The organism is Paenibacillus oryzisoli, assembly GCF_001653565.1.
Taxonomy (GTDB): domain Bacteria; phylum Bacillota; class Bacilli; order Paenibacillales; family NBRC-103111; genus Paenibacillus_E; species Paenibacillus_E oryzisoli.
On sequence record NZ_LYPB01000088.1, the window covers coordinates 94780 to 109444 of the forward strand.

Sequence of the window (14665 nt, forward strand, 5' to 3'; positions counted from 1 at the left end):
CTGTTGTCTACAGGACTAAGCTTACTTCTTCGGGCATAACAATCGCATAAAAATGGGGAGCGAGACATTACAATTCCGTAAAAATGTGACGTGCATTTTATTTACCACAACATTTTGGCGGATGGTAAAATAGAACTAACCTAATTTCGAAGGTGGACTGAAACCCATTGAAGCAGAAGATCGAGTATGACAATCTCATTCCAATTAATGCGTATACGTGGTGTCCCAAACCGTATCCAGAACCTCTGCATTCCCATTCTAGCTTGGAAATTGGCTATTGCTTGGGAGGACGAGGGCAATTTATTTTTGAAAATAAGTTGTACGAAGTTCGCAAAGGCGATGTCTTTATTGTCAATAATACGGAGCTTCATATTGCGCAATCTGCGCAGCATGACCCAAGCCGATATATTTTTTTGAATTTTGATCCAAGCCTCTTCCTTGAAGAAGATGAGAAATTATTGCTGCCATTTGCCTATCGGTCCGAGAGATTTGAGAATCATATTGGGGCTGGAACACCGCTTGCGGGGCAAATCGGCGTCCTTATTCAACAAATCTATGAGGAGCTTAACGCAAAAGCGGAGGGTTATCTAACGATTTCGCGCTGCAAATTGCTAGAGTTAGGTGTTATCTTGCTTCGCTATTATCGGAGTGCTTTCAGCAATGAGCAATGGGTGAAAATGTCCAATTCGCAACGCGAGATCAAAGAAGTCATGCGATTCGTAAAAGAACGCTATCAGGAGCCCCTTCAACTTACCCATGTTGCAGAGCACCTGGGTTGGAGCACGGCGCGGACAAGCCGCCTTTTTAAGGAACATACGGGGGTCAGCTTCATTGCCTATATGACACAGTTGCGGATTAGCGAAGCCAAGAAACAGCTTGTCACGAGCCTTGATAGTATCGCAGATATTAGCTTTTCCAGTGGGTTTCAGAGCTTGGCCTCCTTCTATCGCGCCTTTAATTTGGATGCTGGACTATCTCCGCAGGAATATCGCAAACAATTTGGCGTCAAGCAATTATTTTGAGAAGTGCGAAAGAAATTGAGAAGATTCGTTAGGGCCAAATTCGTATAATCAGCTTAAAATCTATCATTAAAGGTGGTTAGACAATGGCTGGCTGGGAGAAATTAAATGATATCGTGCGGTTAGAAATTGTACAAAGGGGAGAAGAGGGCTGCGATGTCAGCGGATTTCTGGACAAGTGGGCCGCGGCGGAAGAGGATGATGCGAAGCTAATGACTGTATACCAGCAGTTGATGGCGCTTGAAATTCGTGCAGACTTCCCTTATCAGGAGCCTTCTGACTTGCCTGGCATTCGTGCGGCTCGACCCGAAGGGCCAAGGCAATTACCGGCTGACAAATCGGACGCTGCATGGCGCAATCAATTTCAGGGTGCGTGGCTTGGCCGAAGTATCGGATGTGCATTGGGGAAACCGTTTGAGAATCGTCAATTCATGGATGGTTTCGGAGGAAGAGCGGGATGGAAGAATATCGAGCTTTGGTTCAAGGGAGCAGATGCTTGGCCAATTCAAGGATATACCCCAGGGAGTTCACGAGCATCAACGGAGTATGATTTGAAAATAAACGATTGGTGCCAGAAAAGCTGGAAAGAAAACATTCAGTTTATGGAAACCGACGATGATATTCGTTATACCGTATTAGGTTTGATTCTTTTAGAGGAAAAAGGATTGAATTTCGATAGCTGGGATATTGGCAAGCTGTGGCATAAATACCTTAGTTACCAGCAAGTATGCACGGCAGAGACGCAGTCCTATTTGAACTTCGCTCAGGTGACCTCCCATATGCAAGGTCAGAAAACAGCGGACTGGGATCAAAAGAGTGACTGGGTTCGTACATGGTTAAATCCGTATCGGGAGTGGATTGGCGCTCAAATTAGAGCCGATGGCTTAGCTTATGGCGCGGCGGGAAATCCAGAACTAGCTGCTGAGTTAGCATGGCGGGATGCTTCCTTTTCCCATGTGAAAAATGGTATTTATGGGGAAATGTTCGTGGCAGCCATGATTGCTGCGGCTTTCAACGAAACCGACAATGAACGCATTGTTGAAATTGGACTTAGCCAAATTCCTAGCAATAGCCGCTTAGCGCATGATATTCGACAAGCCGTGGAAATTGCGCGTACGGCAGTCGATCAATTGGATTTAGTCGAGCGGATTTGGAATGCGTTCGAACACTATCACTGTGTGCATACGAACAATAATGCGGCTTTGGTTGCTGCGTCGTTGATTTTTGGTAAGGATGATTTCGAACTAGCTGTCACGACATCGGTTCTTGGTGGTTGGGACACCGATTGCAACGGGGCTACCGTTGGTTCGATTATGGGTGCGAAGCTAGGCGCAGATCAGCTGCCGGCATCATGGGCCGAGCCGCTTAACGATAAGCTATATGCTGAGGTGACAGGCTTCCATCCGATCGCGATTTCGGAATGTGCGAATCGCAGCTATGAGGTATTTAAGAAGATTTCAGCTGAATATGCGGCTGGTAAATAGCTTTATCCATATAAAGACTGGCCACGCGGCTGGTCTTTTTTGTGTTTTTTCAGCGTGGCCGAACCACGTTCCGTTAGAGCTTCTCCTTCCCGCAGCCCCCCAACACGTAGCTACTCCAACACATGTTGCCATCAACACTACACTCCTTACACAAACTATCCATGAACGAGCTGCATAAACATGTTGAACTCATCCACCAGTAGCAAGATTTGTTAAGTTTGAGAGGAGTTGCGGAACGTAGATCCGCTATTTGGGTAAATCCGTTGGATTTCGCGATGTTGCGGAACGTAGTTCCGCTATCTTCGTGAAATTCGAGGTAAATGGGCTCAGAAGTGTGGAATAACGGAACTACGTTCCGTTTCTCGCCTGCAATAGCCTTATTCGCGGCAATAAGGGAACCACGTTCCGTTAGAGCTTCTCCGTGCCGCGGAGACACCCCAACACCAGCATCGACGTTAACCGATGTGGCATCCTGGCCATACGGAATAACTGGATTTTATGTAGCTAATTTGAATGAAATCCCGCCATTTTGACAAATAACTGGATTTCCTCCCGTTATTTCAGGCTGATTTCACCAAACGGGACACTATGAGCCAAATTAGCTGTAGGAAATCCAGTTAAACTCTCCACAAGATCATTTTAGCGGAAAATAGCTGTAGAAAATCCAGTTAATCCGCAAACTCTGGCTCAATATGCAACTGGGGGCGTGTAGGAAATCTAGCAGACTCAACATGCAACTTGGACGCACAACAAACCCGGCCGCCTCACCAGTTGCTCCCCCGAAATGATCGTGTAGAAGGATGTTTTGCGTCGCCAATCGCCCACAGCCTACAAAATCACAAAACGGAAAGACAAACGATCATTGTTGGTTTTGCAGGAATTGTCTTATAGTAGGCTGGCACCGTGTTTTTTTATATGACGTGAAGGGGGAGTGATTCGGAGCTCAAGGTAATATTTTTAAAAGCGCTTTCATAAACGATTTTAGAAGGTGTCTCACAATCACATGTAGGAGGAATGAAAGATGAGAAGAAAGATCATACCCAAGCTTGCAGGACTTATGGTTACGGCCTTACTACTGCCAGTGGTTGGAACCTTAGGCTATGCTCCAGCAGTTAGCGCAGCACCGATCGTGGCAGACAGTAATTGGCGGCCCTTGGATACGACGATGGCGGTTGCCCCAGGCAGTGCCATGGATTTGTCTATTCTGAATCATACACCAGCGGGTTCTAAGGGGTCGGTGAAAATCGATGTGTACGGCGATTATTATTTTGAAAATGAGCCCGGTACGAAAGTGAAATTCTACGGCGGGAACTTGAACGGTAGTTACGGGATAGACCCAACCAAGGATGAAATGGTCATCATGGCCGACCGAATTGCGGCGATGGGCTACAATGTGGTGCGGTATTCGTCCATCGATCAAAACTATGACTGGGCTAGAGGGCTCATGCAGCCACTCACGTCCACGACGGTAACGCTCAATCCAACCAAGATGGATAATTTTGATTATTTTAATGCGTTGCTCAAGGCACGCGGTATTTATATTGATCTGGATATCTTAGCATTTGCAAATTTCAAAGATATACCTAGCATAGGTGAAAGTGTATATGGATCAACCGCATCCAAATACTTGGCCACGCTTCTGCCGGATGGGCAGGCCATTTGGCAATCTTTTGCCTATCAATTGTTTCATCATGTGAATCCGTATACAACAGTTGCTTTGAAGGATGAGCCTCAAATCATGGGCGTGTCCCCGATGAACGAAGTCATTCTTTACAATGCGAATTATTCGAACCCGAATTTCAAAGCCTGGGTGATGAATGACTTTAACACGTTCTTGATTGGCAAAGGCCGTCCGACCGTTACAACGTTCCCGGATACTTTCTGGGGCGCGACTCCGGGCATGAAGAACGATCTGGCCGAGTACTTTACTGAAAAGCAGTTTGCTACTTATGGCGCCATGAAGTCCTATCTCAAGGACACCATTGGGGTCCAAGCGCCGATTGGCGGTATTAACTATATCAATGACTCCTTAGCGAATTATTGGCGGACGCAAGCCGATGTTCATGAAACGCATCTGTATAATGGACTTGTCGATGGTCGAAAAGACTCCTTCACCTACAATCCGCTGACACATCCGCGCTACAGCATGATCTTTGATCCATCATCCAGCGCCAATTATGTGTCGCAATACGGCTCGTTTATTTTCAAAAATTATATTCCTGGTCTTGCGCTGGGACAACTGTATAACAAGCCGTTTGCCTTAACCGAATTCAATCACGAGTTTCCGAACAAGGGACGGGACGATGTTGGCTTGATGACGGCGGCGGCCGGTGCTTACCAAGGTTGGGATATGCTGAACCGTTTTCATTACGTAAGCCGTGTGAGTGAAGCCATAAATCAATCCCGGCAGGGCGGAGAGACTTCCTTTGACTCGCTGACGGATGCGATTGCTACGATGTCGGAATACCAAGGTACGCTTGTGTTCCGTCAAGCTCACCTCACGCCGGCCGATGCTAAATTTGTTATTGTGAGAGACAAAACGTATGTCAGTACGCACTCCTCTTCTACGGAGAATGAATCTCCTGAACGGAATCGTATGTACATCCCGCATTTGTTCAAGATGGTAACCGTCTATGCCGATAAGCCGGGAGAGCCTTATGCAATCTATAAGATTACGCCTGACCTCACAGATGCGCAGATTGCAAGCGGCGATATCCCTACAGCCAACAAGATTACGGTTACGAACGCCATGACAATGAAGCAAGTAGCAGAAACATTTATCAATGCAATTGATGATGTCACTCTGAAAGCGAGTATGCTGGCTAATTTAGACAATAATATGCTGGTTTCCGACACGGGTGAGCTCCTCTTTGATCTTAACCTGAATACCTACTTCATTAACACGCCTTACGTGGCAGCTGCTGCAGGAACGATGAACAACAACAGCTATGAGCTTGGCCCGATCACCATGGAGGCGAATCTGCCGAAAGCAACCGTATCCGTAGCTTCACTGGATGATCAGCCGCTGGATGAAAGCAACAGAATGTTGATCATTTATACGACAGATGCCGCAGGAACGGGAGAGCGTGAAGAGACGGTTGGCAGTGTAACCTATTTCTATCGTGGAACTTTACCAACGCTGGCGAAGTACGGCACAGGGGAAGTGAAGCTGCAGACAACCAAAACACCAAGCGCATATAAAGCCTACAAACTTACAATGAATGGTGTACGATTGCAGGAAATTCCGATCAGTGTAGTTGGCGATACGATTACGGTTCCGCTTGAAACCGACAAAGGATATGGCTTCGAGTTGGTGTATGCACCGCTCATCGGCACTGATGTGACCGCTCCAACAACTCCAGCCAATGTGACGGCTGTCTCTCCTTTCTCAACGAAGGTGAGTGTCGCTTGGGACAGATCGACAGATAATGCTGGCGTATCCGGGTACAAAGTGTACCGGAATGGCACTGAAATTGCGACATTGAACGGGAATGTGAACACGTACACAGATACGGGCGTATCGGCACTAACTACATACAACTATGTAGTGAAAGCCTTTGACCCATCTGGGAACTATTCGGCTGCGAGCAGTACGGCATCGGTGACGACCTCGGATATCATTTTTTATGAAGGCTTTGAGAGTGGGGTCAGCGCTTGGACGAAACATTACGGCCTCTTCAGCATCGTAACAGATGGAGGGTCGCAAGTTTATTATGGGGACAATTTAGGCTATGGAGGGTCCAAAGCTTCAGCAGGAGATACATCATGGCAAAATTATAGTGTCGAGGCAAAAGTGAAAGCGAATAGCTGGAGCAGCATTTACGGACGTATGGGGCTGATTGCCAGAATGGTTGATAGCAAAAACTTTTATTACATGTATTATGATGATCACGCCCACACGCTCACGCTTAGAAAGCTTGTCAACGACTCGGATAGCACGCTTGGCACAGTGGCGCTTACGCTAAGTACGGGCGTTCAGCATTCCTTTAAGCTTGAAGTGAGTGGGAGTTCAATTAAGGCCTATGTTAACGGAGCACTCAAGATCAGTGTAACCGACAGTACGTTTTCACAAGGGAAAATTGGTGTGTACACGCATATTGCGCAAGCTTACTTTGATGATATTTATGTTAGAGCCATTCCATAAGCATCATAGACACCTTACAAAATCGCAAAAAATACATGACACGACAGCATTGTGGTTTGGCCGCTGGAAACGTAACATTAAGGTCAAGAAGCCAGGATGATTAACGGATACGACCTCACATCCTGCTATCTAATGTAAATTGTTGGAGGGCACAAGATATGCAGACTTCGAATTCCGAAACAAAGTTACAGGCGGACCAACGTCCCAAGCTGAAACGATCCATTATCGATTGCGACATTCATCAAGGCACGAGTTTGGATGCCATTAAACCCTATTTGCCGCGAGCGTATCAAGAGCTCATTAAGCAATATGGGCCAGCCTTGCCAGGCGGTATGCATTTTAATGGCGGCGTTGGCGGTCGAATGGCAGATAGCTATCCCGAAGGCGGAGGCTCTGCTGGCAGCGATCTCGCCTTGATGCAGAAGCAGCATTTGAACCGCTACAATGTCGAATATGGCATTCTGACGGGGGAAGGCTATGCCATTCATGCGAATCCCAACTATGATTATGCAGCTGCCTATTGCCGGGCAATTAACGAATACACCATTGAACATTGGCTTGCGCAAGATAGCAGGCTGAGAGGCTCTGTCTTTATTGCGAAGCAGGCACCACAGCTTGCTGCACAAGAGATTGACCGCGTTGGGGGCAGATCCGACATGGTTCAGGTCGTTGTCTCAAGCGGAGCTACCATCCCTTATGGCAGTCGGCACTATGATCCGATCTATGAGGCTTGCGTTCGCCATAATCTCCCTTTCACGATCCATGTTGGATTAGAAGGGGAGGGGATTAACGGGCCTCATACTGGAGCAGGCTACGTGACGCACTACATTGAGCAGCGTTGTGCACGTCCTGCGGTCATGGGCGCACATCTAGCAAGCTTCATCTTCGACGGGGTATTCGAGCGTTTCCCAACGCTGAGGGTTGTGCTGCAAGAGGCAGGCGTACTCTGGTTAGCTCCATTCCTATGGAAGCTCGACCAAGAATGGAAAGGGCTTCGCGTGCAGACCCCATGGGTTCGCAAGAAGCCGAGCGAATATTTCCGTGAGCACGTCCGCGTAACGACGCAGCCGTTTGAGGAGACGCCGAACCGTGAGGTGCTCGATCATTTGTTGGATAGCATCTATGCCAAAGAAACATTGATGTTCTGCAGTGATTACCCACACTGGGATTACGATTCACCGAGCCAAGCGCTGCCGAAGTTCGAGGCTGAGTTATGGGATAACATCTACTACCAGAATGCAGCGAAGCTATATGGTCTGCCTCCACGCCAAACGGAGGAGATCAAATGAAGCGAGGTACGCAGCATCAAGTGGGAACGGTAGGGGAAATTCCACCAGGTCAGCATAAGATTGTGGAAGTGGGAGGGCGCAGCGTTGGTATTTATAATATTGGCGGCGCCTTTCATGCCCTGCGCAATATTTGTCCTCATCAAGGAGCGGAGCTATGCAAAGGGCTGGTGACTGCCTATGTGACTTCAGGAGGCCCAGGGGATTTTCAGTTTGACAGAGAGGGTGAGATTGTACGCTGCCCTTGGCATCAGTGGGAATTTGATATTGCTACAGGCTGTATGATCACAGATGCGGCCATGCGCACCAAAACGTATGAGGTCACCGTAGAGAAGTTCGGTGTCTCGATTGAAAATGACTTAATCTTCATTCATATGTCCTAAAGTAAAACCTCTCTCAATTGGGCTGGAAGCCAATGCCCAAAGGAGAGGTTTTTATTTCGCATGACGTCATGTTCATTCCTCTTCACCATTTGCTACAATAGAAGTGATAACGGATAGGAGGGTGATTGGCATGCAGGAAACCGCAAAGGAATTTTATGAATCACAGATGTTCGTCCCTGACGAATTTGCCAAGAAAGGCGGCATCTGGCCCCTTCGCCTCGGTCGAAATATCGCAAAGCCTGGCTATCATTCAGGTCTCCGCATTCTGGAGTACTATAATTTGCATTATATTATGGAGGGGAAGGTCGAGTTCACCTTCGACAAAGAGTCTATTATTTTATCCAAAGGCGATGTGTTTGCGATGTTGCCGGGGAGTACGTACCGTTATCAACTAGCTCCGAACGAGACTAATCTCCAGATGACTTGGATCTCAATGGATGGGCCGCACGTGCCAGAACTTTTCGCTGCCGCCGGCTTCAGTAAGACGGTTCCTTACCTATTCGGGGTTATCTCTAAGGAACTTGAATCTACGTTACGCCAGCTGTTCCTGCCTTGGAAATATGACTTGAAACGACATAATGAACTTTGTTCCATCCTATACCGTATATGCAGTCTAATGATTGCATCGGACCCTTCTGACAATAACCAAACTGGCAAAGAAAATTGGATTCCTAAAAGCGTTGCTTTTATGGACACGTACTATATGGAACATATTACAGTTCGAGATGTCGCCGATTACTTATCCCTGCATCGGACGTATTTCTCCAAGGTGTTTACGGAGGAAGTGGGGGTGACCCCCGTCCAATATTTGCATCGATTGCGGATGGAAAAGGCAGCCGAGCTGCTAGCTTCTCATTTTATGATTAGCGAAGTGTCCTTACTGCTGGGATATTCCGATGCCTATGCCTTTACACATGCTTTCAGCAAATATTACGGCAGCCCTCCAGGAAGCTGGAGAACTGCACAACGGGGCAATGGCATAGGGGGGAAGCAATCGCTGTGAAACGTAGAAAAGGTTCAATATCCTTACAACTTAAGCTTACGTTAACTTTCTTGCTAATTCTTATTCCACTTGTCAGTGTCAGTATGTTTGCGAATAATTACTCGCAAGGCATTATGAATGTGCAAATTAGTGACCGGACGAAGGGCGCACTCCTAACCTCACTTGCCTACATGGAACAAATAGCTAACAATATGGATCAACAGACACTCCTGATCAGCTCTAATTCGAGCATTGTGAGCATTTTCAGAGATATTGAAGATCCGCTTGCTCCTCATAATTTATACGATATTCATATGGTGCAGCAGCAGTTGGGTTCGCTTACCAATATTAATGGTGCTATTCAAGAGGCCTATATTGTTCATGGTGCTAGCGGCAATGGCGTTTCGACGGAGCTGGGCGCGATGAGATGGCCGAAGGTAAAAGAAGAAGCCTGGTTTAGGCAAGTGGTGAATGGTATTGGGACATTGGTTATCTATATTCCACATTCCAATCCTAGTGTAGAACAGAACCTCTATTTGAAGGACTCCAATATATACTATATTAGGTTGCTCGATGTGTTAAGAGATACGCCAGAGCCGAACATCTTAATATTTGCTGTCAACAAATCTTCGCTTCAAACGATTATTCAACATCTTCAAACGACGGAACGGATGAACATTTCCTTATTTTATAACAACAGACTGATCTTAGAGACGAATGCTGCTGCTAAGCAAGGGGATACTTCCGACATGTTCACGATGAAAGAAACAAGCGGGGCGTGGTCCATTCAATTAGAGCAGCCCAAGTCAGAAATTTTCAAACTATCCCATCGGTTGCAATTATTTACCTACCTCATTATCCTAATCAGCATCTTACTTGCCGTGTGGACGGCTTGGCTGATCTATAATCAAATCCTGAAACCTTTGCGTCAATTATCAGGTGCTTTCAAATTCATTGGCAAGGGAGATTTGAACTATCAAATTAGGCATGATCGAAGAGATGAATTCGGGCTTGTGATGAACGGGTTTAATCAAATGGCGGAGTCCCAGCGCGTTATGATCGAGGAGGATTACGAGAAGGAGCTGCGCTTAGCCAAGTCGGAGTTCAGCTTGCTGCAATCCCAGATTAATCCGCATTTTCTCTACAATACGCTGGATTCGATCTATTCGGTTGCCGTCAAATATCAAATGAAAGAAATCAGTGAAATGGTCTTGAACTTAGCCAAATTTTTCAGAGTTAGCTTAGGAAAAGGACAGAACCATTTTACATTAGAAGAAACGATGCAGCATCTGCTGTATTACATTCGTGTTCAACAGATGCGGACAGCACACTTTTCCGTTGAGATTGATTTGGAAGAAGGTACGAAGGCTATTCCTGTACTCAAATTACTGCTGCAGCCCATTGTAGAAAACGCCATTATTCATGGACTTGAGAAATGTCCGTTTGAAGGGGAACTGCGAATTCGCTCCAGGGTTCAGGGGCATCTCTTATTTATCGAAGTAGAGGATACAGGCCTGGGCATGCCGGACGACTTGCTGAAGCAACTCCAACTAGAGCTAAGTATACTGACAAGTAAGTTGTACCGAGTGCCGCAAGAAAGCCCATCGAGTCAATTTTTTGGGATGAAAAACGTGAAATCAAGAATGAAATTATATTATGGGGAAGAAGCGGACGTGGGGATTGAAAGTGAAGAGGGACTCGGTACCAAGGTTACCTTAATTATGCCAATTCGAGTGGGGGAAGAAGATCATGAAGCTGCTCGTCGTTGAAGATGAATTTCAGGTCAGAGAGCGAATTGCCTATGGGATTCCATGGGGAGAACATGAGATCGAAATTGCCGGAGCTGTTGGGAACGGAAGGGAAGCCGTCTTAGCTGTAGAGAAGGACTTCATTGATATCGTGATCACAGATATTCATATGCCCGATATGAGTGGTCTTGAGCTTGCTAAGATTCTGAAGCGTGATTATCCTCATGTAAAAGTTATTATATTAACGGGCTTTGACCATTTCGAATATGCGCGAGATAGCATCGATTATGGTGTTGTTAAATATCTTGTGAAGCCGGCGGAGAATGAGCTCGTACTGGAAACGGTTTTAAGAGCCAAGCAGCTCCGTGAACAGGAATTGAATGACATCCATAACATCGCGCTCCTGAAACAGAGATGGAAAGAGCATCTGCCGCAACTGAAACAATCTTTTTATAAAAATTGGTTGAATGGACGTCTGTCTACTTGGGAATTAGAGAAACGCAGCCAGGAAATCGGCTTCTCGCTAGGGGGTAACATCTATTTGCCTGTCACGCTCGACATGGATCCGATTGCTGAAACCGATGATCGATTCCAGTCCGGGGAGAGGCCATTGATTCAATACTCGCTCTTTAACATTACCCGAGATGTCGTGGAGGATGCGGATGGTATCGTTCTTCAGGATGATGACGGTTTGACGGCCATTATCTTTCTGGCGCCATCAAGTGCCGAGGTGTCAGGATTTCAACTCAAAGTCAATCAGCAGCTAGGCAGACTGCTAAGCACGGTTAGATCCTGTTTGAAACTGACGGCGAGCGCTGGCATAGGAACGTGTGTGGAAGACCAAGCGCTGCTGCCGATTGCCTATAAGCAGAGTAGAATGGCACTGCAGGAACGCATCGTGCTTGGCAATGAAACCGTCATCCCTTATCGGAATGATGCGCCTTCGAAGACCGTTTGGTTGAATATGAATGATCTGGAGAAGGACATCGAAATCGCTGTGGAAACGGGCAATGAGAGCAAGCGGGCCGAGCTCATCAACACGATCATGGACGTCGGTTTCTCGCCGAACCATCCCATTGAAGATGCCAAAGAAATGCTCCTTCGCATAACGGCATTACTGACGCGCATTGTCAATTCTCACGGATGGAGTCTGCAAGAAACGCTCGCTGAGGATTATACGGACTTTATGAACTTCAATCAATTGCTGGCGAAGGAGCAGCTGGTGGAGTGGCTGCATCGCATGATGGCGCGAATTAGCCGTTCCATTAGTGAACGCCGCAGGTCGGGTACGCATATTACGGTAAGTGAAATTATGGCTTTCGTAGATCGCCATTTATATGAGGAAGAGCTAAGTTTATATTTTGTAGCGGAGAAAATGTACATGAATTATGCCTATGCAAGCCGTATTTTCAAAGAGGTGACGGGTAATTCTTTCTCGGATAGTGTGCTAAGACTGCGGATGGAGAAGGCGAAGGAGCTATTGGCAACGGGGAGCAAAGTGTATGAAGTAGCCGAACGTGTCGGGTATAAGAACGGGAATTATTTCTCGCGAAGCTTTCAAAAGTATTGGGGAATCAAGCCGAGTGAAATAAACAAGTGATGCAATAAAGAAAAGACATTCAACTTAATCGGTTGGTGTCTTTTTTGCATATAAAAACGTAGAATTTGTTGTCAATAAAGTAGAAGGATTAGTCTACATTTCCATCTTCCGCAGAGCTATGATTAATACATAGAGAAGAGTTGGTTAGCTAAGGAGAACACATACGATGAAGACAAATGCTATGCACGTAAGTAGTCAAAAGACAGTAACAAAAGGGAGGGTCGTGAAACTCCTAAAGTATTGGGATCTGTATCTGATGGTATTGCCCGCAGTCATTCTCATCTTTCTATTCAAATATATGCCGATGTATGGCGTCATCATTGCCTTTAAAGATTACAATCTCATGCAAGGCGTGTGGGGTAGTGACTGGGTGGGTTTTCAATATTTTCGCGAGCTATTCACGTTCGATGAATTTCCAAGGGTCGTACGTAATACCGTCATGATTTCTTTGATGAAACTGCTCATAGGCTTTCCGATTCCAATCGTGCTAGCCCTGCTGCTGAATGAGCTCAAATTCGTCAAATTCAAACGAATGGTTCAGACCATTACGTATCTGCCTCACTTTATTTCGTGGGTTATTATTGGCGGTCTGGCTATTGATATGTTGTCTCCTAGCTCTGGAATTATCAATCGAATTATCGAATTGCTAGGATTTCAGCCGATCTTTTTCATGTCAGACGAAAGGATATTCCGTTGGATTCTCGTTGGCTCGGATATCTGGAAGGAAGCGGGTTGGGGCGCCATTATTTATCTAGCAGCTTTACTGGGGATTAATGATGAGTTGTACCAAGCAGCTACCGTCGATGGGGCGAATCGGATGAGACAAATTTGGCATATTGCACTGCCAGGATTGAAATCGACCATTATTATCATTCTCCTGCTGCGAATCGGCTATATCTTGGATGCAGGCTTCGAACAAGTATTAGTCATGTATAATCCAACCGTCTATGATGTGGCAGATATTATTGATACGTATGTATTTCGAGTAGGTCTAGGGTCTATGCAATTTGGTTTAACGACGGCAGCGGGGTTATTCAAGTCAGTTATTGGCTGCGTACTCTTGATTGTGGCTAACGCTATTGCAAGGAAGATGGGGGAAGAAGGAATTTTCTAAGGCAGAGAAAGAAGGGTTTGTGATGAAAAGTATTCGGGGAGAATCCCTATTCGGTTATGTAAATGTCATCTTATTGTCGTTGCTCTCAATATCAACCATTGTACCCTTTATCCATATTATTGCGAAGTCCCTGAGCAGTGAAACGTATCTGTTAGCCAAAGAAATTTGGCTATGGCCGAAGGGATTCAACTTTACTTCATATGAATACGTACTCTCGTATAAACAGTTTTACATCTCATTCTGGAATTCGTTGATCATTACAGTTGTTGGAACAGCGGTAAGTATGGCCGTTACCATATTAGCTGCATTTCCGCTCTCTAGACGACAGTTTCCTTTAAAAAGAGGACTTATGCTGTTCTTTGTCATCACGATGTTTTTCAGCGGGGGATTAATTCCTACTTACCTTGTGGTGAAACAATTAGGGTTATTGAATACACTCTGGTCGATTATGCTGCCGTTGGCTTTGGCACCGTTTAATCTAATCCTGGTTCGCAACTTTTTTCTGAGCCTGCCAGAGGCTTTGGAAGAGTCGGCTATTATGGATGGGGCTTCCAATATACGGGTTCTTACTTGGATCTATCTACCTTTATCTATACCAACCATTGCCACGATTGCGATGTTTTATGCGGTCGGTTACTGGAATAGTTTCTTTCAAGCGATGATGTACATCACCGATCGCGGTCTCATGCCACTGCAAGTATTCCTGATGCAAATCGTGACGAATGCCAAGACGGGAGACATGACGACGGGGGACATTCTGAGTGAACTCACACCAGAGTCAACCACGGCTGCGGCCATCATCTGCGTCGTATTTCCAATCCTTTGTGTGTATCCTTTCATCCAAAAGTATTTTGTCAAAGGTGTTATGTTAGGTGCGGTTAAGGGATAATCCATCCCAATCCAAA

11 protein-coding genes are annotated in these 14665 nt (G+C 46.0%); all 11 read left to right on the top strand.

Translation table 11 applies throughout. The features are described from left to right. Nucleotides 1-167 precede the first annotated feature (167 nt). The 11 genes from A8708_RS28225 (at nt 168) to A8708_RS28270 (ending at nt 14649) form a co-directional block, all read left to right on the top strand. Entirely contained in the window at nt 168-1022 is an 855-nt protein-coding gene (locus A8708_RS28225; protein WP_068669265.1) for an AraC family transcriptional regulator, read from the top strand. Nucleotides 1023-1105: 83 nt separating this feature from the next. Continuing rightward, nucleotides 1106-2503, top strand: coding sequence for an ADP-ribosylglycohydrolase family protein (locus A8708_RS28230; RefSeq protein WP_068669267.1), 1398 nt, complete (start codon nt 1106-1108; stop codon nt 2501-2503). Between the two features lie 320 nt (nt 2504-2823). Beyond that, nucleotides 2824-3036, top strand: a complete 213-nt coding sequence (locus tag A8708_RS36250; RefSeq protein ID WP_204787658.1) for a hypothetical protein — start codon at nt 2824-2826, stop codon at nt 3034-3036. 488 nt (nt 3037-3524) lie between these two features. Beyond that, on the top strand, nt 3525-6647 hold the full coding sequence (locus A8708_RS28235; RefSeq protein ID WP_068669268.1) for a hypothetical protein: 3123 nt from the start codon (nt 3525-3527) through the stop codon (nt 6645-6647). 158 nt (nt 6648-6805) lie between these two features. Further along, entirely contained in the window at nt 6806-7936 is a 1131-nt protein-coding gene (locus A8708_RS28240; RefSeq protein WP_082927861.1) for an amidohydrolase family protein, read from the top strand. Next, nucleotides 7933-8316: a Rieske (2Fe-2S) protein gene (locus A8708_RS28245; protein WP_068669270.1), complete on the top strand. Its 384-nt coding sequence runs from the start codon at nt 7933-7935 to the stop codon at nt 8314-8316. The genes A8708_RS28240 and A8708_RS28245 overlap by 4 nt, the downstream gene beginning before the upstream one ends. Before the next feature lie 130 nt (nt 8317-8446). Then, on the top strand, nt 8447-9319 hold the full coding sequence (locus tag A8708_RS28250; protein ID WP_068669272.1) for an AraC family transcriptional regulator: 873 nt from the start codon (nt 8447-8449) through the stop codon (nt 9317-9319). Then, the gene (locus A8708_RS28255; RefSeq protein ID WP_068669274.1) at nt 9316-11067 is read left to right on the top strand and encodes a sensor histidine kinase; all 1752 of its coding nucleotides are present in this window, start codon (nt 9316-9318) and stop codon (nt 11065-11067) included. Before A8708_RS28250 ends, A8708_RS28255 begins: the two co-directional genes overlap by 4 nt. Beyond that, on the top strand, nt 11048-12646 hold the full coding sequence (locus A8708_RS28260) for a response regulator (RefSeq protein WP_068669276.1): 1599 nt from the start codon (nt 11048-11050) through the stop codon (nt 12644-12646). Before A8708_RS28255 ends, A8708_RS28260 begins: the two co-directional genes overlap by 20 nt. Nucleotides 12647-12812: 166 nt before the next feature. After that, on the top strand, nt 12813-13760 hold the full coding sequence (locus A8708_RS28265; protein WP_068669278.1) for an ABC transporter permease: 948 nt from the start codon (nt 12813-12815) through the stop codon (nt 13758-13760). A gap of 22 nt (nt 13761-13782) precedes the next feature. Beyond that, nucleotides 13783-14649, top strand: coding sequence for a carbohydrate ABC transporter permease (locus tag A8708_RS28270; protein ID WP_068669280.1), 867 nt, complete (start codon nt 13783-13785; stop codon nt 14647-14649). Nucleotides 14650-14665: the final 16 nt, after the last annotated feature.

Coding starts and splice junctions, on each gene's coding strand:
- A8708_RS28235 (WP_068669268.1), top strand. CDS start 3,525: ATGAGAAGAAAGATCATACCCAAGCTTGCAGGACTTATGGTTACGGCC.
- A8708_RS36250 (WP_204787658.1), top strand. CDS start 2,824: ATGGGCTCAGAAGTGTGGAATAACGGAACTACGTTCCGTTTCTCGCCT.
- A8708_RS28230 (WP_068669267.1), top strand. CDS start 1,106: ATGGCTGGCTGGGAGAAATTAAATGATATCGTGCGGTTAGAAATTGTA.
- A8708_RS28265 (WP_068669278.1), top strand. CDS start 12,813: ATGAAGACAAATGCTATGCACGTAAGTAGTCAAAAGACAGTAACAAAA.
- A8708_RS28260 (WP_068669276.1), top strand. CDS start 11,048: ATGAAGCTGCTCGTCGTTGAAGATGAATTTCAGGTCAGAGAGCGAATT.
- A8708_RS28250 (WP_068669272.1), top strand. CDS start 8,447: ATGCAGGAAACCGCAAAGGAATTTTATGAATCACAGATGTTCGTCCCT.
- A8708_RS28245 (WP_068669270.1), top strand. CDS start 7,933: ATGAAGCGAGGTACGCAGCATCAAGTGGGAACGGTAGGGGAAATTCCA.
- A8708_RS28270 (WP_068669280.1), top strand. CDS start 13,783: ATGAAAAGTATTCGGGGAGAATCCCTATTCGGTTATGTAAATGTCATC.
- A8708_RS28240 (WP_082927861.1), top strand. CDS start 6,806: ATGCAGACTTCGAATTCCGAAACAAAGTTACAGGCGGACCAACGTCCC.